The following is an 18,353-nucleotide window of genomic DNA, read 5'->3' on the forward strand; positions in this document are numbered from 1 at the left end:
CGCCGGCCAGTAGACGTTTCGGCGCGATGGACGAAAAGAGAGTGAGTCATGGGCGCACAGTGGAAAGTCAAACATAAAGAAGCGGCAGCCAATGCCAAGGGCAAGATCTTCGGCAAGCTGGTGAAAGAAATCACCATCGCCGCCCGCAACGGCGCGGACACCTCCACCAACGCTCACCTGCGTCTGGTCGTGGAACAGGCCAAGAAAGCCTCGATGCCCAAGGAAACCCTGGACCGCGCCATCAAGAAAGGCGCCGGTCTGCTCGGCGAAACCGTGCAATACCACCGCGTGACCTATGAAGGGTTCGCCCCACACCAGGTGCCGCTGATCGTCGAGTGCGTGACCGACAACATCAACCGTACCGTGGCGGAAATCCGCGTGGCGTTCCGCAAGGGCCAGCTCGGTGCTTCCGGCTCCGTGGCCTGGGACTTTAACCACGTCGGCCTGATCGAAGCCTCGCCGGACAGCCCGGATGCCGATCCGGAAATGGCCGCTATCGAAGCCGGTGCCCAGGATTTCGAAGACGGTGAAGAAGAGGGCACCACCCTGTTCATCACCGAGACCACCGACCTCGACGCCGTGCAGAAGGCCTTGCCGGAGCAGGGTTTCACCGTGCTGTCGGCCAAGCTGGGCTATCTCTCGAAGAACCCGGTGAGCGGTTTGAGCGATGAGCAGATGGCGGAAGTCGAAGCCTTCCTCGAAGGCCTGGACAACCACGATGACGTGCAGGATATGTTTGTCGGGTTGGCTGGCTGACGCTTACGTGCTGACTGACAATGCCTTGTAGGAGTCCGGCTTGCCGGCGATGGTGGCTTCAAGGACGCCATCGCCGGCAAGCCCGGCTCCTACAGGATGTGTGTTATTTCGTTGAAGCTCGGCCGTGCCAGCACGTCGCGCTGACAGCATCTTTTTTGCAGCTCGACTAATTCACTGCTCACCTGTCCTTCAACCCGTTCCAGCAGTTCCCCCAGCAAAATCCCGAACGCCCGCACTTCTATGCGCTGCAACGCCCTGGTTTCCACCGTGTTCGCCATCGCATGAAACGACGCTGCGCCAAAATCCCCCAGCAGACAATCGCCCGCTTCATTCCACAGGATATTGTGGCCGTACAGGTCACCATGGGTGATGCCGTGCCGGTGCAGGTGCGCGCCCACCGAAGCGATCCCACGTGCCATGCGCAGCGCCACCGCCAGGCTGAAGCGAGTGCCCGCTTCGTAGATGTCGCGGGTACACGAGGCCAGGCTCGGCAGGGCTGCGAGGTTGCGGTAGCTCGGGTCGATCAGGTCCATCACCAACGCGGCCTGGTCGTCAGGGTGGCCGACCACGCGGCCCTCGACCTTGATCAGGTTGGGGTGCAGTCCAGCAGCAATGCAGGCCTGCATTTCGTGCAGCGGCGAGCCGTCGCTGGTGATGCTGCCTTTATACAGTTTGACGGCGACAGGTCTGCCTGACGGTTTCCACAGTGCTTTGCGGATGACACCGGAAGCGCCTTCGCCGAGGACTTCGGCCAGTTCCAATTCGGACCAGGGAATATCTGGCGTGGCGTCATCGCCCGCCACCTCCACTGCCATTTCCACCGGGTTGCCGGCATACGCCAGCCACGTCAGGCTGGGCAGCGCCAGCAGCCACTCGGGCAAATGTGTAAAGCGGTTGGAGGCGATGCGCAGCAACTCAAGGTTGTGGCAGTTGGCCAGGCTTTCCGGCAGGTGGTCCAGTTGGTTGCCGGCCAGCATCAGTTTCTGCAGCAGCGGCCGTTCACCCAGTTCGCTCGGCAACTGACTGATGCGGTTATCGGTCAGGATCAGCCAGCGCAACAGCGGCGGCAGGGCGGTGGCGGGCACGTGACTGATCTGGTTGGCCTTGAAGCCGATCATGCTCAGCTTGGCGCATTGGCCCAGGCTGGCTGGCAGCTCGGTGAAGAGGTTGTCCGAGCAGAACAGCACGCGCAGGTGCGGCAGGCGGTGCAGGTCGTCCGGCAGGCTGCTCAGGGCATTGCCGCTGAGGTTGAGGATTTCCAGGGTGTCGGCCAGCTCGAAAATTTCCCGGGGGAATTCGGTCAGCCCGCAGGACAGGTCCAGGCGCGTGATGCCGGCCAATTGGCCGGCCTTGAGTTGGGCAAGGGTATTCATGAACGGCGCGGTCACTCGGCGAGAAGGCGTAAATGGCGCTCATGATACCGGGTCGGGCGCGTGTTGCGCGTTGGCCGGCTGCAATTGTCCGAGACGGCTGGCAGTGCGCGCCAGGTCGATGGCTTGGCCGCTCAAGGCAACGTCGAGCGGCAATTCGCCGATCAGTACCAGGTGCTTGTCGCGGTCGTAGAGCACGTCCACCAGGTTGATAAAACGCTGCTGCACGGCAATCGGGCAGTCCGCCAGTCGGGGCAGGCCGTCGATGATCCAGTGGTCATAGTCCTGGCACAGCAGCAGGTAGTCCATCACCGCCGTCAGTTGTTCGCACAGGTCGTTGAAGGTGAAGGCGACGCTGCGTCCTTCATGGCGGCGACACATCAACGTTCGATGGCCGACGGCCAGGGGGAGGGGCGGGCAGTCCGCAGCGGGCAGGTCGAGCGCCGCCCGCTGGCTCGGGGTGCCCGGCCACACGTACTGACCGCAGGTAAAACGTTGCGCGCTTTGGGCTTGGGGCAGGCTGCGAAAGTCCTGGGGCGAGCTGACTTCCAGCACCTCCATGCGCGCATTGATCAGGTCGATCACCGGCTTGAAGCGCTCGTGGTACAGCGGGTTGGGCAGCAGCCCTTGCGGTGCATAGTTGGATGTCACCAGCACCAGCACACCGCGCTCGAACAGGGCCTTGAACAGCCGCGTAATCAGCATGGCATCGCCGATATCGTGGACGTGGAATTCGTCGAAACACAGCACCCGGCAGTCTGCCAACTGTTCATCGAGGGTCACGGCCAGGGCATCGTCCTGCGCACGGTGCGTGAACATGCCGCGATGCAGGTGGGCGAAAAAGTCATGGAAGTGCACGCGCTGCTTCTCGGCGATCGGCAACGCCTGGAAAAACCCGTCCAGCAACCAGCTTTTGCCGCGCCCCACCGGCCCGTGCAGGTACAGGCTGCGGGCGGGTTGGCCGGCCAGCAGGTGTTGGGTTTCCCGGGCCAAGGCGGTAATGGCGCGGGTTTGACCGGTGCTCAGGGTGTAACCCTGTTGCTCGGCCTTTTGCTGAAAGAACGCGGGGATGGGCGAGGCGTCGAGGGTGTCGGGCTTTTTGCCGAGCAGGCGACGGATCAGGGAAAGCGCGGCCAATGCAAGTCACTCTGTATTTCAGTGGTCGCTCACTTTAGGGCGCTCGCCGCGTTTTGACCAATAGAGAAGGGCGCTGCCAGCTATCTCGAAAAAGCATGTCACGCAGGTAATCCTGTCCAGACTGGCAGTTTTTCGCTGAGTGTCTAACCTCCTACACAGCAGTCACCCCTGTACAAGGACTTGGGGCAGTGAAGGGACGAGCAGTATTGGCAGTCATGGGCGCGATGTTCTGCAACACGGCTTACGGTGCACAACTCCAGGTGGAGGTGCGTATCGACGTGCAGCGGGGCTGCCAGCTGGTGGGGACCACCCGCAGCGCTGGCATCGAGCAACTTGGCGTATTGGATTTTGGCAGCGGCCCGCGTCTGGATGACCCGGCCGGGCCCCTGAGTGCGGCGTTGATCAGCCAGCGCCAGCCGCGCCTGGAGTGCAACCCCGACACGCCGTACCAGGTACGCGTCGATGGCGGCCTGCATGGCGGCACCGGCGAAGTGCGTTACCTCAGCGCCACCCCATCGACCAAACCCATTCCCTATCGCATCTATGCCGACGCCGCGCGGCGCGTGCCGTTGCCGGTGGATGTGCCGCTCAGCGGCCGGGTGCCGGACGCTGGGTTCGTCGACCTGCCGCTCTACGGGCGCATTGAGCCGCTCAAGGACATCCCCGCCGTCGGCCGCTACACCGACCTGCTCAAGGTGACGGTGACATGGTAAGCCGCTGTCTGGCCCTGGTGGCCATGGGCGGCCTGCTGTTGCTGGCAGAAGACGCGCAGGCGGCTGTCGCCAGCGGGTTTATCCAGGCGCGGCTGGTGATCACCGCCAGTTGTGAGGTGAGCAAAGGCGTCGAGAGTGCGCCGGTCAACCCCACGGGCGGCACGGCCATGCTCGACTTCGGCAGCCAGGGCCCGACCTGGGGCAACCCGTTGGGCGCCGGCATCACCGATGGCGACAAGGCGCCGTTGGCGGTGTCGTGCAACCCCTCGGTCTCGAGCTTCACCGTGACCATCGACGGTGGCACCAACGGCGACGGCACCACCCGGCGCCTGAGCAATGGGCGCCAGATGATTCCTTATCGACTGTCCGCCGACCCGCAGGGGCGCAGCACCTACAGCATCGGGCAGCAACGCAATTTTGTCGTGGCCAAGGGCACCCAGATACCGATCCCGGTGTTTGGCTCCGTGGTGGCAAATACCAGTGCCTTACCGGCAGGGATCTACACCGACACGTTGACGGTGACACTGGACTGGTAACTCAAGAGGATGAAAACCATGCATGTACTTGTTTCGCGATTAGGCGTCTGTGCGCTGGGCCTGGCAATGGCCTCCAGCCTCAACGCGGCAACCACGGTGACGGGGCAGATCACCTCCAGCCTGACGTTGATTGCCAGTTGCCAGGTCAATGGCTCCGGGGCGGCCACTGGCCTGAACTTCGGCTCCTTGAATTTTGGTACCACCAACAGCCTGTTCACCAATGCCGATGCCCAGTTGTTGGGCGGTACCGGCACCGGTGGGGCGTTGTCGATCCTGTGCTCCAGTGGCACCACGCCAGCGGTCAAGGTACGCGCCGGTGCTCATGACGGCGCATCACCGGGAGGCAGCCGCGCATTGGCTGACGGTGCGGGTAACTTCGTGCCCTACGACTTCTATACCGACAGCGGCCACTCCGCGCTGCTGGCGATCGACGGTGTGATTACCCTCGCCACCAGTACCGGCGTGGCGCAGACCGTCAACCTCTACGGTCGGGCGGTGGGCAAGGCAGGGCTGCCGGCAGGCACCTACACCGACACCGTGGCCGTGGAACTGACGTTCTAGCGATGTGGCTCAGAGCCTTGCTGGCCTGTGGGCTGGCGTTGCCGCTGCCATTGTCGGCGGTGACCAGCCAGAGCTTCCAGGTGAGCGCGACCATTACCCCCGGCTGCCTGATCGTGGGCGGCGGCGCCAATTACGGTGCGCTGACCTACGGCAGTTACTCGGCACTGGCGACAGGCACGGTCACGGCTGCGCTGACGGGGGGCGTCACCTTGCAATGCACACCGGGGGTGACGCTGAGCATGAGCGTCGATGGCGGGCAGCACAGCAGCACCGGGCGCAATTTGCAGCTCAACAGTGGTAGCGCGCGGGTGGCTTACCAGTTGTTTCGGGATGCGGCGTTCAGCCAGAGCCTGGGGATCGGCCAGAGCGTCAACGTGGCCTACAGCGACGCGAACAACATCAGCCTGCCGATCTACGGGCGGGTGCAATTGCCGGGCAATCAGCCTGGGGGGACATACAGCGACACGCTGCAGGTGCAGCTGACGTGGTAAGGCTATCGGTATAAGGAGTGGGGTTATGCGTTCACCTTCCCGGCGGCTGTGGGCCGCGGGTATTGCCTTGAGTGCGGTGTGCACGGCAGGGCTTGTGCAGGCGGCCAGCTCGGTGCTGATCTGGCCCATCGACCCGGTGCTGGAGGCCGATCAACAGGCCAGCGCGCTGTGGCTGGAAAACCGCGGGACCGAGACTGCAAGCCTGCAGATTCGCGTGTTCGCCTGGAGCCAGAGCGGCTTTGACGAGCAGTACCAGAACCAGCGCGATGTGATCGGCAGCCCGCCCGTGGCGCGAATCGAGCCGGGGCAAAAGCAACTGGTACGCCTGACCCGCACCCGCGAAGTACCACCGGGGCAAGAGTTGGCCTACCGCATCATCATCGATGAAATCCCTTCACCCCTGCAGGTGCCCACGCCGCCGGAAGGCAAGAACACCGCAGCGGCGATCCGCTTTCAGATGCGTTATTCGGTGCCGCTGTTTGCCTACGGCGCAGGCCTGTGGAGCAAGGAAGACAGCACGCGCCAGCGCGATCCCAAGGGCGCCGGCAAACCGGAGTTGAGCTGGCAGAAAGTCACAGTGGCGGGGCGCCAATACCTCGAAGTGCGCAACCAGGGCGCCGTGCATGCGCGCCTTACCGATGCTTCGTTCAAACAGGGTGGGCAGACCCGGCCCCTGGTGGACGGCCTGCTGGGCTATGTATTGCCCGGCGCGACCATGCGCTGGCCGGTGCCGGACGGGCTGTCGGCCGACCAGCCGTTGCAGGTCAGGATCAACGGTGCGCAACAGCTGGAGAACCTTGCGCCGAAGCGGTAACGGCAGTGTAGCGGGGCTGGGAGGCCCCGGGTTTTAAACGGATGGAGATGTCCATTGAAGGACACAACGCCATGGTGAGTCGTGGTCGGGCTCGCAGTCTATGGCTGTCGGTGGTAGGCGGGCTGGGCGGCGCAATGATTGCGCTTCCGGGCGTGGCTGGCGACCTGCCACCGCCCCCGAGCAGTATGGAGGCTGTCGCCGATGCACAGTTGTTTCTGGAGCTGGTGGTCAACCAGATGGACACCGGCCGCGTCATCGCGGTCGATCAGCGGGCCGGGCAACTCTATGTGCCGGCCAGCGCACTGCAGGACGTGGGCATGAAGCTGCCCGGCGAATTGAGCGGCAGCGTGGCGCTGGACAAGATCCCCGGCCTGCACAGCGATTACGACAGCAACGGCCAGCGCCTGCTGCTGGATGTGCCGCCGTCGTGGCTGAAGGAACAATTTATCGGCAACCGCAACACTTACCCGCGCACCCAGGCGATGAGCAGCTTCGGCGCCTTGCTCAACTATGACCTGTATTTCAACGACACCGACGAAGGCGGCAGCTACCTCGCCGCCTGGAACGAAGTGCGGCTGTTCGACAACTGGGGCACTTTGTCCAATAGCGGCCAGTACCGCCAGACCTTGGCCGATGGCGTCAGCAGCAGTACGTTCAACAACGGTTACCGGCGCTACGACACTACCTGGCGGTTCTCTGATGATGAGCGGCTGCTGACCTACGAAGCCGGTGACGTGATCAGCGGCGCCCTGCCCTGGAGCAGTTCGGTGCGCCTGGGCGGCGTGCAGTTCTCGCGGGACTTCGCGGTGCGCCCGGACCTGGTGACTTACCCCCTGCCGCAATTTGCCGGTGAGGCCGCGGTGCCGTCGTCGGTGGACCTGTTTATCAACGGCTACAAATCTGACAGCGCGCTGCTGCAACCGGGGCCGTACACCCTGACCAACGTGCCGTTTATCAACGGCGCCGGCGAAGCGGTGGTGGTGACGACCGACGCCCTCGGTCGCCAAGTGTCGACCACCGTACCGTTCTACGTGACCAGCACGTTGTTGCAAAAAGGCCTGACGGATTTCTCGGTGGCCGCCGGCTCCTTGCGCCGGGAATACACCCTGAAGGATTTCGCCTATGGCCCTGGCGTGGCCAGCGGCACCTTTCGTTATGGTTATTCCGACAACCTGACCCTGGAGAGCCATGTCGAGGCCTCCAGTGACCTGACCCTGGGCGGCCTGGGCGGCAACCTGCGGCTGGGCAACTTCGGCGTGCTCAACACGGCTGTCAGCCAAAGCCAGTTCGAAGGACGCACCGGCCAGCAACTGAGCCTGGGGTATCAGTACAACAGCACGCGCTACAGCCTCTCGTACCAACGAGTCGAGCGACGCGACGAGTACGCCGACCTGACCCTGGTCGACACCCCTTACGCCAGCCTCAGCAAGCGCAGCGAACAGGTAACGCTGAGCCTCAACCTCGAGCGCTTCGGCAGCCTGGGCATGGGCTATTTCGACGTGCAGGCGGCGGACGATTCGCGCACGCGCCTGCTCAACCTGAGCTGGAGTAAACCGCTGTGGCGCAACACCAGTTTCTACCTGTCGGCCAACCGCGAGATCGGCGACAGCAACTGGGCGATGCAGGCGCAGTGGGTGATTCCGTTCGACCTCAACGGCAGCCTGGCCTTGAGCACCGAGCGCAGCAAGGACGGCGCCAGTCGCCAGCGCCTCAATTACAGCAGCGCGGTGCCCAGCGAGGGCGGGGTGGGCTACAACCTCGGTTATGCCCAGGGCGATGGCGCGACGTACCGGCAGGCCGACCTGACCTGGCGCTTGCAGTCGGTGCAGTTGCAGGCCGGCGTGTACGGCAGCAGCGATGCCCAGACCCGCTGGGCGGATGCCAGCGGCTCGCTGGTGTGGATGGGCGGTGACACCTTTGCCGCCAACCGGATCAATGATGCCTTTGTGGTGGTGAGTACCCAGGGTTTCGCCGGGATCCCGGTGCGCTACGAGAACCAACTGGTGGGCGAAACCGACCGCAACGGCCACCTGCTGGTGCCGTGGAGCAGCGCGTACTACCGCGGCAAATATGAAATCGATCCGCTGAACCTGCCGCTCAACGTGCAGAGCCCGAATGTGGAGCAGCGTGTGTCGGTGCGCCGTGGCAGCGGCTACCTACTGGAGTTCCCGCTGCGCCGGGTGCTCGCGGCCAGCGTCACCCTGGTGGACACCCAGCATCAGGAACTGCCCCTGGGCAGCCTGGTGGTGCACGAGCAAAGCAACCAGCAGGCGGTGGTCGGCTGGGATGGCCTGGTTTACCTGGAAAACCTCTCGGCGCATAACACCTTGCAGGTCACGTTGGGTGAGGGGCGTACGTGCCAGGCGCGGTTCGACATGGACGAGCAGCAACAAGGCGTGCCGCTGATCGGGCCGTTGGTGTGCCAATGAGGGGACTGGGGTGGCTGTCTGTCGTAGGTTTAGTGTTGTCGGGCCAGGCCATGGCAGCGTGTTCGGTGGTAACCACGCTGCCGGCGAGCTTCGGGTCGATCAGCTCGATGACGGTACGCACGGCGGCGCAGGCCACGTCGACAGCCAACTCAGGTTTGAGCTGCACCTCGGCATTGATCTCGCTGCTGGTGTCCTCCGACCATTTCTACGCGACGATCACCTCCTCCAAGACCGGCATGGTCGGGCCTACCGGTGACGTCATCGGCTATACGATCTACGCCAACAACAGCACCAGCTTTCCGATAACCCGTGGGGCGCAATTCGATTTTGGCGGGGCGGGGGGCATCGCCCAGAGCATCGGGTTGATCGCGGGGCCTGGCGCTAAAACGGTGCCGCTGTACGTGAGCAGCATCACCGGCAGCAACGTCGCCGCCGGCTTGTACACCGAAACCTTGAACATTGCCTGGAACTGGAACTACTGCTCGGGGGTTGGCATTGGCGGTATCTGCCTGGGCCGCGACATCGGCAGCGGTACGGCTGCTTTGACGGTGAGCATGACCGTCACCAATGACTGCCAGATTACTGCACCCAATATCAGTTTCGGCAGCGCCCCGGTGATCAGTGGTTTCACCACGGTGACCGGGCAGGCGAGCATTTCCTGCACCAAGGGCAGTGCGTACAGCGTAGGGCTGAGCGACGGCCAGAATTCAGTCAGCGCGGGCGGGCGGCGGCGGATGGTCTCAGGCAGCAACTACCTGGCCTACGACATCTTCAAAAGTGCCGGCACCACCCGTTGGGGCAGTGTGGGGGCGGCGCGTCGCGACAGCTCCACCGCCGAGGTCAACCCCGGCAATGGCCTGGGTATAGGCAGCCAGGTGTTCAACTACAACGCCAGGATCTATAGCGATCAAACCACTCCGCCGGCCGGCACCTACCTCGACAACGTGGTACTCGACGTGGGCTTCTAGAACTTCAGCATCGCCGGAGTGGGCTGGTCTGCCGGGCTGACCACCGCATAGTTGTAGCCGGCGCCGGACCAATATTGGGCCTGCAAGCCATCGGCACTGCGGCTGCCACGGGGCAGGAAGCCGTTCTCCGGTCCCGGTGGCCGGATATAGAAACTGATGCGCCGCCCTTTTGGATCTTCGTACAGCACCATGGCCGCCGCGCCTTGCTCGGTGGTGAGCAGGCGCCCGCTGACCGGTGTGAACCCGGAACCGCTCAAGTCAGGCAAGCGATGGGCCTGGTTGAAGTAGCGATCGAGCCAGGCCTGCATTGTGCCGCTGCCCTGAACCTGATAATCGGCGGGAATGATGCCGTCCTGGGCGAACAAGCGGAACGCCTGCATCGCATCGGCCATCGGCAATGGGGCGGGCTGGGTGGCTTCACGGGCGTGCCAGCCACCGACACCGCCAAGGCTGACGGCGATCAGCAGCACGGCTGCCGTGGCGAAATGGCGGCGCGACTGGCGCTTGATGCGCTGGCGAATCAATGCCGGGTCCAGGTCCGGGTTGGGCGGCTGTTGCAGGGCACCGCCCAACGCCGCGCGCAGCAATTGTGCGTCGTGCTGCCAGGCATGGACCTGGGCCGCGACGTCGGGGTGGGCCGCCAGATAGGTTTCAAGCATGCGGCGATCACTCTCCAGCAGTTGGTGATCGACGTAGGCATGCAAATCGCGTTCGCTGGGGGGCAGGCTGATCATTTGAGTATCCGCAGGGAAGGGCTGGCAATTTCGCCATCACTGAGTTGGCGCAGGGCTTGGCGCGCCCGTGACAGGCGCGACATCACGGTGCCGATGGGCACTTCGAGGATCTCGGCGACTTCCTTGTAGCTCAAGCCTTCGACCGAGACCCATAGCAGCAGTGCGCGCTGCTCGGTGTTGAGTTGATCGAAGGCTTGCAGGGTCGACTGGGCGATCACGGTGCGTTCCACCGACGGCTGCGCGTCGTCGCGTCCGGTAAAGAATTCCAGCATGCGTGCATAGCGCCGGGTGCGGCGGTGGGCATCGAGGAACTGGCGGTAGAGGATTGAAAACAGCCAGGCGCGCAAGTCGCCTTCGATGCGTTTGTCGGCCCAACTGATGATCCCCCGTTCCAGGGTCGACTGCACCAGATCGTCCGCACTGCTGGCGTTACGGGTCAGGGACACGGCAAAGCGCCGCAGCCTGGGGATGAGTTCACGTAACTGTTCGTCGAGTTCATGCATGGGAATCTGGCTGGTCACTACGCTGGGACTAGAGAGACGTGCGGCGTTGAGGGTTATTCCCCTTGCTTGAAAATAAATTCAAGGCCAGGGAATAGAGCCGACCGGCGTTCGTCTTAATGCTCCGACCTTATGTTCACCCCTAAGGCCTTTGGCCCTGGAGTTCCTTCATGGTAGATCACTCATCACCGCCCCGTCCCCCGTTGAGCACTGCGAGCCTGATCGCGCGCCTGGCGGGTATCGGTGCCGTGGTTGCGGTTGTGGCGGGGGCATTTGCCTACGTCAATGGCACCCTCGACCCACAGCGCCTGCGCCCTAAAACCCTGGTCAATGCCCTGGAAACCAACAATGGCGTGCACCCCGGCTTCCGACGTAACCATGCCAAGGGTGTGTGTGTCGCGGGGTATTTCGAGAGCAGCCCCGAAGCCCGTACCTACTCCAGCGCCCAGGTGTTCAGCGAGGCCAAGACCCCGCTGGTCGGCCGGTTTGCCTTGCCCAGCGGCAACCCCTATGCGCCCGACAGCAGTGTGCCGATCCGCAGTTTTGCCGTGCAATTCACCCAGGCCAACGGCCAGCAGTGGCGTACGGGCATGAACAGCATGCCGGTGTTCCCGGTGGGTACGCCTGAAGCGTTCTACCAGATGCTCAAGGCCGGTACACCGGAGCCGGCCACTGGCAAACCGAACCCGGCGAGCATGCCGGCGTTCTTTGCCGCTCATCCCGAGACCGCGCCGTTTCTGGCGTGGGTCAAGACCGCCAAGCCATCGGCCAGTTATGCGACTGAAACCTACAACGGTATCAACGCGTTTTACTTGGTGGGTGCCGATGGCAAGCGTCAGGCAGTGCGTTGGGGTGTGGTACCGCAGCTTCAGGATGCGGCGGGCGATGTTGCACCGGCCGGGAGTGACTTCCTCGAAAAAGACTTGGTGCAGCGCCTGGCGGCAGGGCCGTTGCGCTGGCAGTTGAACATGACCCTGGCCAACCCTGGGGACCCGCTGGACGATGCGAGCAAGGCCTGGACCGGCGAGCATAAGGTCATCAACGCCGGCACCCTGGTGCTGCAAAGCAGTCAGCCGCAAGCGGACGGTGATTGCCGTGATATCAACTTTGACCCGCTGATTCTGCCCAGTGGCATCGAAGCCTCCAATGATCCCTTGCTGGCGGCACGTTCGGCGGCCTATGCCAGTTCGTACCTGCGCCGCGCCGGTGAAGTCAGCCCGTTGCACAGCGCCCCTCAGGAGTCGAAGCCATGAATTCCCAACCACGGTTCTTCGCGCCGCTGGCGCGTCTGTTGCACTGGCTGATGGCGCTGATGGTCATCGCCATGCTGTTTATCGGCGCGGGCCTGGCGGCTTCTGTGTCGGAGCGGCATGAGTGGTTGATCCACCTGCACAAGCCGCTGGGGATCGCGATCCTGGCGTTGGTGATCGTACGGTTGGTGGTGCGCTTCTCCACGCGCCAACCGCCGTTGCCGGCTGACTTGCCGTTGTGGCAAGTGTTGGCGGCCAAGGCCTCCCATGTGGTGCTGTATGCCTTGATGCTGGTGTTGCCGTTGCTGGGCTGGGCGATGATTTCAGCGGCGGGCGACCCGGTGATGCTCAGCAGTTCGGTGCAATTGCCAGCGTTGGTAGGCGCGAACGCGCCGTTGTTCGCGGTGTTGCGCAAGGCCCATGGGTTTTTGGCCTACCTGCTGTTCCTGACGGTGCTGTTGCACCTGGCAGCGGCGTTGTTCCATGGGTTGATCCGGCGCGATGGCGTATTGCAAAGCATGACCGGCAGTAAGCGCTGACGGTGCAGGAGCCGGCTTGCCGGCGATGGCGTCCTTGAAATGTCTGCATCATCAAGGGCCTCATCGCCGGCAAGCCGGCTCCAACAAGGCGTTAGCGCAGGGTGGTCACGATGTCGGCGACGGTGCTCAGTACGTCTTTGCCCAGCTGCTTGGAACGCTCACCGGACCAGCCGGTTTTCAGGTTGGGCGCGTCGTCGTTGTCCTTGAAGGGCATTTCCAGGGTCAGGGACAGGCAGTCGTATTGCTGGCCAACAGCGTTGCACGCCAGGGTCATGTTGGCTTCGCCCGGTAGGTCGCGGGTATAGCCGTAAGTGGTCTGGAAGTCGCGGGTCAGGCCGCTCAAGTGGCTGCGGAAGTGTTTTTCCAATGCCTCGATGCGCGGGGTGTAGCCGGGGTTGCCTTCGCAGCCGGCGGTGAAGACGTAGGGGATTTCCTCGTCACCGTGGATATCGAGGAACAGGTCCACGCCGTACGTTTCCATCTGTTGTTGGACGAACCACACTTCCGGGCTGATCTCCTGGCTGGCGCTCTGCCAGGCACGGTTGAGGTCTTGGCCCATGGCGTTGGTGCGCAAGTGGCCATGGAACGCCCCGTCCGGGTTCATGTTGGGCACCAGGTACAGGTCGGCGACTTTCAGCAGCTTTTTCAGCTCGGCATCACCGTCCTGTTGCAGGCGTTCGATGATGCCCTCCATGAACCATTCGGCCATGTGCTCGCCAGGATGCTGTTGGGCGATGATCCAGATCTTGCGGCGGCCTTCACCGCCTTTGCCGCGACGCAGCAACTGGATGTCACGCCCCTCGGCACTCTTGCCGGTGGCCAGTAACTGCGTGCCGGCGCGACTCAGGGCCTGCTCGATCAGCCAGTCGTGACGCTCACGGCTGTAGGGTTCGAAATAAGCTAACCACGCATGCTTCTCGCGGGTTTCCAGGCTGATATGCAGGATTTCCCCATCAAAGCGCGAAGGCACCCGGAACCAGTTGATGTGGTCGTAGGACGCCACGGCGTTGTAACCGCTCCACGCGTGCGGGTAGGAAGACTTGCCCGCGTTGCTCAGGCGGAAGGTGTGAGTGTGGCCCACGTGCATGCCTTCGGCCTTGAAGTGGAACCATTGGTAGTGTTGGCTGCGTGTGTCGGGTTTGATTGCCAGCAATAACTGATAGGCATCGTGGGCATCCAGTACCTGGATATTGCCACTGTCGAAGTCGGAGCTGATTTTGATGGAGGTCAAGGCCACGGTCATAGTCTGGGTGCCTGAATATGAGTGTTGTGGCGGCCATATTACACAGGAGTCTGGTAAAGGCTGGATGCAAAATTGTTGCAGGGGGGAGGGGGGCGTCATCCGTGACGCCGCAGCAGCTTAGAATCTATGAGATTGATTCTCAAGCGCTATTTCGCAAAGATCTGCGCTAGCGCGTTCGACTGGCTTTCTTTTGGCGATGGTCTTTTGCTACCATGCGCGCCATCGAGCAACACACAGTCTTCATTAGCCTGAAGCCATGCCAGGAAAACTGGCAAAAAAAAGACCCGGCCAAAGAGCCGGGTCAAAAACCGTGATTAGCCTGATGAGGAGATATTCCAAGAGTCCGACCTAAGGTCCCTTGGTCTATCGACTGATCTCGCGATCAGCTAGGTCCAATAATAATCATTATCATTTGCAAGTCAAATGTTTTTATCCCCTGGATAGAAATATTTTTTCTTCGCGCCTGTTATCCGTTCGCTTGAGCCTCGGGCGCTCGCAACGACCGCTCCACCATCGCCTTCGCCATATCAATCAAATACACCACTGAAAACGCCAGGTCGCGCTGATAGCCCTGATGGCTGCTCGCAGATTCATAGGCTGTGGCGGCGGCACTGCGCAACAGGTCCGAGGCGTGCACCAGGGCTTCTTCCTGGCTGATGCCTGGCTTGATGGCAAACAGTGCGTCGTCAGGCATGGATGCCGACATATCTTCTTTCAAGTAAAAGTCCAATGCGCGCTGGGCGGCGCCGCTGCTGCGCAGGTCGTGCAGCTCTGTGTCTTCGGGGAGTTCGGGCAGGAGGTACGGGCTTGTCGTCATAAGGGGCGGTACTCTGGGTGGGTGTCGAAAACCTTATGCCCGATAATAGTACGTATCGTATTTATGTCGTTTTATGGATTACTACAAACTGTTTATTGCCCTGGAAACTGCGTGACGTATTGTCAGCGCCCATGGATAACTGGATCGCGTTGGTCAAGGCCAACATGGAAGACCGCAAGGTCACGCAAGGTGAACTGGCAGAGCGCCTGGGCATGTCCCAGGGCGGCGTGGGCCATTGGCTCAACAAGCGCCGCGCGCCGAGCCTGGTGGACATGAATCGGGTATTGGCGGCATTGGGGCTGGGGTACCTGGAAGTCGCCCTGGATATTCGCGAGCGAGTCGCTGAGGCGCCCCCAGAGAAAAACTACAACCCGTATTTCCGCTACCCCGTCAGCAATTGGAGAGAGCTGTGCGAGGTCCGCGAAGCGCGGGCGGCTTATGGCGCGGCCCGTTTCGAATTGAGCGATTATCATGCCCAGGGTGAGGCGTTCTGGCTGCCGGTCACAGGTGATGCCATGACCGCGCCCAAAGGCCTGAGCGTCAGTGCGGGGATGATGATCCTGGTCGACCCGGCCATTGCCGCCGAGCCCGGCAAACTGGTGGTCGCCCAATGGGCCGGGAGCCCCCAGGCCACCTTCCGCCAGTTGTTGGAGGAGAGCGGCCAGCTTTACCTGGTACCGCTCAACCCCACCTATCCCAAACAGTTGTTGACCGAAGATTGCCGTCTTCTCGGCGTCGTCGTGCAGGCCACGGCGAAGTTTTAACCTGCTGTTTCAAGCTCCACCAGCGCGCAACCTTCTGCAACCATTTCGCCCTCCTGGCAGAACAGGGCCTTGACCACCCCGGCCTGGGGCGCGCGGATGCTGTGTTCCATTTTCATGGCTTCCAGCACCACCAGTTGCGTACCGGCCTCGACGTGCTGGCCCAGCTCCACCAGTACGCGCACGATGCTGCCGTTCATGGGTGCTGTCAGGCCGCCTTGGTGAGACTGGCCGGCCTCGACCGCGGCGATCGGGTCGAACAGCGTCACGCCCTGCATTTCGCCGTCCCAACGCAGGTACACCGTGCGGTCGTGCCGTACCGCCAGATGGCTGCGACGCACGCCCTGATGTTCGATCAGCAACTGTTCGCCGCGCAACTCTGGCGGCTCTGCGGCCAGTGTGACCAGCCGATCCTGGCCATTGCAGCTCAAATGCAGTGAAACCTCGGCAGGCAGCCCGGCACGAAACCCGCGCTTATCCGCCCACGGTCCCTCACCCGACGGCAGGCTCTGAATAAAGGCCGAGCCCGCCGCCTGCCAGAATTCATCACTCAGTTCCCCAGGCGCCGGCAGCAACTCATCCTGATAGCGCGGGATAAACCCGGTATCCAGCTCGGCCGCCGCAAACGCCGGGTGCCCGATAATGCGCCGCAAAAAGCCCAGGTTGGTCTTGAGCCCGCCAATGGCAAACTCATCCAGCATGCCCAGCAAGCGCAGTCGCGCCTGTTCACGGTCCTCGCCCCAGGCAATCAACTTGCCGAGCATGGGGTCGTAGAAGGGCGACACGCTGTCGCCTTGTTCGACCCCGCTGTCCACGCGCCGCCCCGGCCCCGATGCGGATTCGCGGTAGAGCGTCAGGTGCCCGGTGGCGGGCAGGAAATCATTGGCCGGGTCCTCGGCATACAGCCGCACTTCTATCGCATGGCCAATCAGCGGCACCTGCGCCTGGGTGATCGGCAACGCCTCGCCCTGGGCGACACGAATCTGCCAGGCCACCAGGTCCAGGCCGGTGATCGCCTCGGTCACCGGGTGCTCCACCTGCAGCCGCGTGTTCATCTCCATGAAGAAGAATTCGCCGCGTGCGTCGAGCAAAAACTCCACCGTACCGGCACCGACATAACCGATCGCCTGGGCAGCCCGCACAGCAGCTTCGCCCATGGCCTTGCGCTGTTCGACACTCAAGCCCGGCGCCGGTGCTTCCTCGACGACTTTTTGGTGGCGACGCTGGATCGAGCAGTCCCGTTCATTGAGGTACAGGCAGTGCCCGTGCCTGTCGGCAAACACCTGGATCTCCACGTGACGCGGCTTGAGCAGGTACTTTTCCACCAGCATCTGCCCATTGCCGAAGGACGACAGTGCTTCACGCTGGGCCGACGCGAGGGCTTCGGCCAATTGGCTGACGTCCTCGACCACTTTCATGCCTTTGCCGCCGCCACCGGCCGTGGCCTTGAGTAGCACGGGGTAGCCGATGCGCTCACAGGCGGCGCGGAAGGTTTCCAGGTCTTGGGCTTCGCCGTGATAACCGGGCACCAGGGGGACGCCCGCGGTTTCCATCAGTGCCTTGGCGGCCGATTTGCTGCCCATGGCATCAATCGCCGAGGCGGGCGGGCCGAGGAAGATCAGCCCGGCTGCTTCAATCGCGCGGGCAAAGCCGGCGTTCTCGGACAAAAAACCATAGCCTGGGTGAATCGCCTGGGCGCCACTGGCCTGGGCGGCGGCGATCAGTTTGTCGATTTGCAGGTAGCTGTCAGTGGCTTTGCTGCCGCCCAGGTCGACACGAATATCAGCCTCGCGACTGTGACGCGCATCGCGGTCGGTGGCGCTGTGCACCGCCACGGTGGTCAGGCCCATGGCCTTGGCGGTGCGCATCACCCGGCAGGCAATCTCGCCACGGTTGGCCACCAGCAGGGTCGTCAATGTGCTCATGAACGTGGCTCCTGGGGCTGCCAGCTCGGTGGACGTTTTTGCAGGAAGGCGCGCAAGCCTTCCTGGCCCTCGGCGCTGACCCGAATGCGCGCAATGGCGTTTTCGCAGTAGCGGCGCAGGGCCGGGGTGAGGGCGCCGTTGCCCACTTCACGCAGCAAGTCCTTGCTGGCGCGCATGGCCGCCGGGCTGTTCTGCAGCAGGTTGGCGATCCACTGTTCGACCTGAGCGTCCAACTCGCCAAGCGGATAACTGTCCGCCAGCAAACCGATGTCCCGCGCGCGTTGGCCGCCAAAGCGCTCGGCGGTCAGGGCATAGCGCCGCGCCGCGCGTTCGCCGATGGCCTGCACCACGAACGGGCTGATCACCGCCGGCGCCAGGCCGATGCGGACCTCCGACAGGCAGAACTGCGCGTCATCCGCGCCAATCGCCATGTCGCAGCAACTGATCAAGCCCAGCGCGCCACCGTAGGCCGCGCCTTGCACTACCGCAAGGGTAGGGATCTTCAGCTTGGCCAGGTTGTACATCAGCTCTGCCAGTTCGCGGGCGTCGTCCAGGTTGGTGTGGTAATCCAGCTCGGCCGACTGCTGCATCCAGGCCAGGTCGGCGCCGGCGCTGAAGTGCTTGCCGCGCCCACGCAGGACCAAAAAGCGCAGGGACGGATCGCCTTGCACCTGGTCGAGGGCGATGATCAGTTCGCGGATCATCTGGGCATTGAACGCGTTGTTCTTGGCTTCACGACTGAGCCACAGCGTGGCAAAGCCACGGGGGTCGGTGATGAGTTCCAGGGTATTGAAATCGCTCATGGGGTA

19 protein-coding genes are annotated in these 18,353 nt (G+C 62.9%); 11 read left to right on the top strand and 8 right to left on the bottom strand.

What is annotated here, in order from left to right:
* The first annotated feature begins 48 nt into the window (after positions 1–48).
* Positions 49–756, top strand: a complete 708-nt coding sequence (locus CWC48_RS21625; RefSeq protein WP_028616915.1) for a YebC/PmpR family DNA-binding transcriptional regulator — start codon at positions 49–51, stop codon at positions 754–756.
* An 89-nt stretch (positions 757–845) separates the two neighbouring features.
* Here the strand turns inward: CWC48_RS21625 and CWC48_RS21630 are convergent, their stop codons facing one another.
* Positions 846–2,129 carry a protein kinase gene (locus tag CWC48_RS21630; protein WP_100492436.1) on the bottom strand — a complete coding sequence of 428 codons (1,284 nt, stop codon included), beginning with the start codon at positions 2,127–2,129 and terminating at the stop codon, positions 846–848.
* 39 nt (positions 2,130–2,168) lie between these two features.
* A complete protein-coding gene (zapE, locus tag CWC48_RS21635; protein WP_078049260.1) occupies positions 2,169–3,263 on the bottom strand; it encodes a cell division protein ZapE in 1,095 nt (364 codons plus the stop codon).
* A gap of 224 nt (positions 3,264–3,487) precedes the next feature.
* On the opposite strand from zapE, the gene CWC48_RS21640 reads away from it, so the two are divergent.
* The 7 genes from CWC48_RS21640 (at position 3,488) to CWC48_RS21670 (ending at position 9,775) form a co-directional block, all read left to right on the top strand.
* The gene (locus tag CWC48_RS21640; protein ID WP_100492437.1) at positions 3,488–3,976 is read left to right on the top strand and encodes a spore coat U domain-containing protein; all 489 of its coding nucleotides are present in this window, start codon (positions 3,488–3,490) and stop codon (positions 3,974–3,976) included.
* Entirely contained in the window at positions 3,970–4,512 is a 543-nt protein-coding gene (locus CWC48_RS21645; protein ID WP_100490273.1) for a spore coat protein U domain-containing protein, read from the top strand. Before CWC48_RS21640 ends, CWC48_RS21645 begins: the two co-directional genes overlap by 7 nt.
* Positions 4,513–4,530: 18 nt before the next feature.
* A complete protein-coding gene (locus tag CWC48_RS21650; protein ID WP_078049257.1) occupies positions 4,531–5,073 on the top strand; it encodes a spore coat protein U domain-containing protein in 543 nt (180 codons plus the stop codon).
* Positions 5,074–5,075: 2 nt separating this feature from the next.
* Entirely contained in the window at positions 5,076–5,564 is a 489-nt protein-coding gene (locus CWC48_RS21655; protein ID WP_078049256.1) for a spore coat U domain-containing protein, read from the top strand.
* Between the two features lie 25 nt (positions 5,565–5,589).
* Positions 5,590–6,378, top strand: a complete 789-nt coding sequence (locus CWC48_RS21660; protein WP_078049255.1) for a molecular chaperone — start codon at positions 5,590–5,592, stop codon at positions 6,376–6,378.
* A 71-nt stretch (positions 6,379–6,449) separates the two neighbouring features.
* Entirely contained in the window at positions 6,450–8,807 is a 2,358-nt protein-coding gene (locus CWC48_RS21665) for a fimbria/pilus outer membrane usher protein (RefSeq protein WP_100490274.1), read from the top strand.
* Between the two features lie 50 nt (positions 8,808–8,857).
* The gene (locus tag CWC48_RS21670; protein ID WP_100492438.1) at positions 8,858–9,775 is read left to right on the top strand and encodes a spore coat U domain-containing protein; all 918 of its coding nucleotides are present in this window, start codon (positions 8,858–8,860) and stop codon (positions 9,773–9,775) included.
* Here CWC48_RS21670 and CWC48_RS21675 read toward each other — a convergent pair.
* Both CWC48_RS21675 and CWC48_RS21680 read right to left on the bottom strand, forming a co-directional pair.
* Positions 9,772–10,509 (bottom strand): anti-sigma factor, encoded by a 738-nt coding sequence (locus tag CWC48_RS21675; protein WP_100490275.1) that lies wholly within the window; start codon positions 10,507–10,509, stop codon positions 9,772–9,774. The two genes, CWC48_RS21670 and CWC48_RS21675, sit on opposite strands and share 4 nt — an antisense overlap.
* The gene (locus CWC48_RS21680; protein WP_078049252.1) at positions 10,506–11,012 is read right to left on the bottom strand and encodes a sigma-70 family RNA polymerase sigma factor; all 507 of its coding nucleotides are present in this window, start codon (positions 11,010–11,012) and stop codon (positions 10,506–10,508) included. Before CWC48_RS21680 ends, CWC48_RS21675 begins: the two co-directional genes overlap by 4 nt.
* A gap of 167 nt (positions 11,013–11,179) precedes the next feature.
* Here CWC48_RS21680 and CWC48_RS21685 point away from each other — a divergent pair, with 167 nt between their 5' ends.
* Positions 11,180–12,262: a catalase family peroxidase gene (locus CWC48_RS21685; protein WP_100490276.1), complete on the top strand. Its 1,083-nt coding sequence runs from the start codon at positions 11,180–11,182 to the stop codon at positions 12,260–12,262.
* The gene (locus tag CWC48_RS21690; RefSeq protein ID WP_100490277.1) at positions 12,259–12,798 is read left to right on the top strand and encodes a cytochrome b; all 540 of its coding nucleotides are present in this window, start codon (positions 12,259–12,261) and stop codon (positions 12,796–12,798) included. Before CWC48_RS21685 ends, CWC48_RS21690 begins: the two co-directional genes overlap by 4 nt.
* A 91-nt stretch (positions 12,799–12,889) precedes the next feature.
* On the opposite strand, the gene CWC48_RS21695 is transcribed toward CWC48_RS21690, so the two are convergent.
* Both CWC48_RS21695 and CWC48_RS21700 read right to left on the bottom strand, forming a co-directional pair.
* Positions 12,890–14,041 carry a M14-type cytosolic carboxypeptidase gene (locus tag CWC48_RS21695; RefSeq protein WP_078049249.1) on the bottom strand — a complete coding sequence of 384 codons (1,152 nt, stop codon included), beginning with the start codon at positions 14,039–14,041 and terminating at the stop codon, positions 12,890–12,892.
* A gap of 466 nt (positions 14,042–14,507) precedes the next feature.
* Positions 14,508–14,858 carry a DUF6124 family protein gene (locus CWC48_RS21700; protein WP_078049248.1) on the bottom strand — a complete coding sequence of 117 codons (351 nt, stop codon included), beginning with the start codon at positions 14,856–14,858 and terminating at the stop codon, positions 14,508–14,510.
* A gap of 131 nt (positions 14,859–14,989) precedes the next feature.
* Here CWC48_RS21700 and CWC48_RS21705 point away from each other — a divergent pair, with 131 nt between their 5' ends.
* Positions 14,990–15,622, top strand: a complete 633-nt coding sequence (locus CWC48_RS21705) for a LexA family transcriptional regulator (protein ID WP_100490278.1) — start codon at positions 14,990–14,992, stop codon at positions 15,620–15,622.
* On the opposite strand, the gene CWC48_RS21710 is transcribed toward CWC48_RS21705, so the two are convergent.
* On the bottom strand, positions 15,619–17,544 hold the full coding sequence (locus CWC48_RS21710; protein ID WP_100490279.1) for an acetyl/propionyl/methylcrotonyl-CoA carboxylase subunit alpha: 1,926 nt from the start codon (positions 17,542–17,544) through the stop codon (positions 15,619–15,621). The two genes, CWC48_RS21705 and CWC48_RS21710, sit on opposite strands and share 4 nt — an antisense overlap.
* On the bottom strand, positions 17,541–18,347 hold the full coding sequence (locus CWC48_RS21715) for a gamma-carboxygeranoyl-CoA hydratase (RefSeq protein WP_100490280.1): 807 nt from the start codon (positions 18,345–18,347) through the stop codon (positions 17,541–17,543). Before CWC48_RS21715 ends, CWC48_RS21710 begins: the two co-directional genes overlap by 4 nt.
* Positions 18,348–18,353: the final 6 nt, after the last annotated feature.

The organism is Pseudomonas sp. S10E 269 (genome assembly GCF_002798465.1).
Taxonomy (GTDB): domain Bacteria; phylum Pseudomonadota; class Gammaproteobacteria; order Pseudomonadales; family Pseudomonadaceae; genus Aquipseudomonas; species Aquipseudomonas pergaminensis.

Excerpts from the sequence above, each read along its gene's own strand:
- CWC48_RS21625 (WP_028616915.1), top strand. The coding sequence starts at position 49 with ATGGGCGCACAGTGGAAAGTCAAACATAAAGAAGCGGCAGCCAATGCC.
- CWC48_RS21630 (WP_100492436.1), bottom strand. The coding sequence starts at position 2,129 with ATGAATACCCTTGCCCAACTCAAGGCCGGCCAATTGGCCGGCATCACG.
- CWC48_RS21640 (WP_100492437.1), top strand. The coding sequence starts at position 3,488 with ATGTTCTGCAACACGGCTTACGGTGCACAACTCCAGGTGGAGGTGCGT.
- CWC48_RS21645 (WP_100490273.1), top strand. The coding sequence starts at position 3,970 with ATGGTAAGCCGCTGTCTGGCCCTGGTGGCCATGGGCGGCCTGCTGTTG.
- CWC48_RS21650 (WP_078049257.1), top strand. The coding sequence starts at position 4,531 with ATGCATGTACTTGTTTCGCGATTAGGCGTCTGTGCGCTGGGCCTGGCA.
- CWC48_RS21655 (WP_078049256.1), top strand. The coding sequence starts at position 5,076 with ATGTGGCTCAGAGCCTTGCTGGCCTGTGGGCTGGCGTTGCCGCTGCCA.
- CWC48_RS21660 (WP_078049255.1), top strand. The coding sequence starts at position 5,590 with ATGCGTTCACCTTCCCGGCGGCTGTGGGCCGCGGGTATTGCCTTGAGT.
- CWC48_RS21665 (WP_100490274.1), top strand. The coding sequence starts at position 6,450 with ATGGTGAGTCGTGGTCGGGCTCGCAGTCTATGGCTGTCGGTGGTAGGC.
- CWC48_RS21670 (WP_100492438.1), top strand. The coding sequence starts at position 8,858 with ATGGCAGCGTGTTCGGTGGTAACCACGCTGCCGGCGAGCTTCGGGTCG.
- CWC48_RS21675 (WP_100490275.1), bottom strand. The coding sequence starts at position 10,509 with ATGATCAGCCTGCCCCCCAGCGAACGCGATTTGCATGCCTACGTCGAT.
- CWC48_RS21680 (WP_078049252.1), bottom strand. The coding sequence starts at position 11,012 with ATGCATGAACTCGACGAACAGTTACGTGAACTCATCCCCAGGCTGCGG.
- CWC48_RS21685 (WP_100490276.1), top strand. The coding sequence starts at position 11,180 with ATGGTAGATCACTCATCACCGCCCCGTCCCCCGTTGAGCACTGCGAGC.
- CWC48_RS21690 (WP_100490277.1), top strand. The coding sequence starts at position 12,259 with ATGAATTCCCAACCACGGTTCTTCGCGCCGCTGGCGCGTCTGTTGCAC.
- CWC48_RS21695 (WP_078049249.1), bottom strand. The coding sequence starts at position 14,041 with ATGACCGTGGCCTTGACCTCCATCAAAATCAGCTCCGACTTCGACAGT.
- CWC48_RS21700 (WP_078049248.1), bottom strand. The coding sequence starts at position 14,858 with ATGACGACAAGCCCGTACCTCCTGCCCGAACTCCCCGAAGACACAGAG.
- CWC48_RS21705 (WP_100490278.1), top strand. The coding sequence starts at position 14,990 with ATGGATAACTGGATCGCGTTGGTCAAGGCCAACATGGAAGACCGCAAG.
- CWC48_RS21710 (WP_100490279.1), bottom strand. The coding sequence starts at position 17,544 with ATGAGCACATTGACGACCCTGCTGGTGGCCAACCGTGGCGAGATTGCC.
- CWC48_RS21715 (WP_100490280.1), bottom strand. The coding sequence starts at position 18,347 with ATGAGCGATTTCAATACCCTGGAACTCATCACCGACCCCCGTGGCTTT.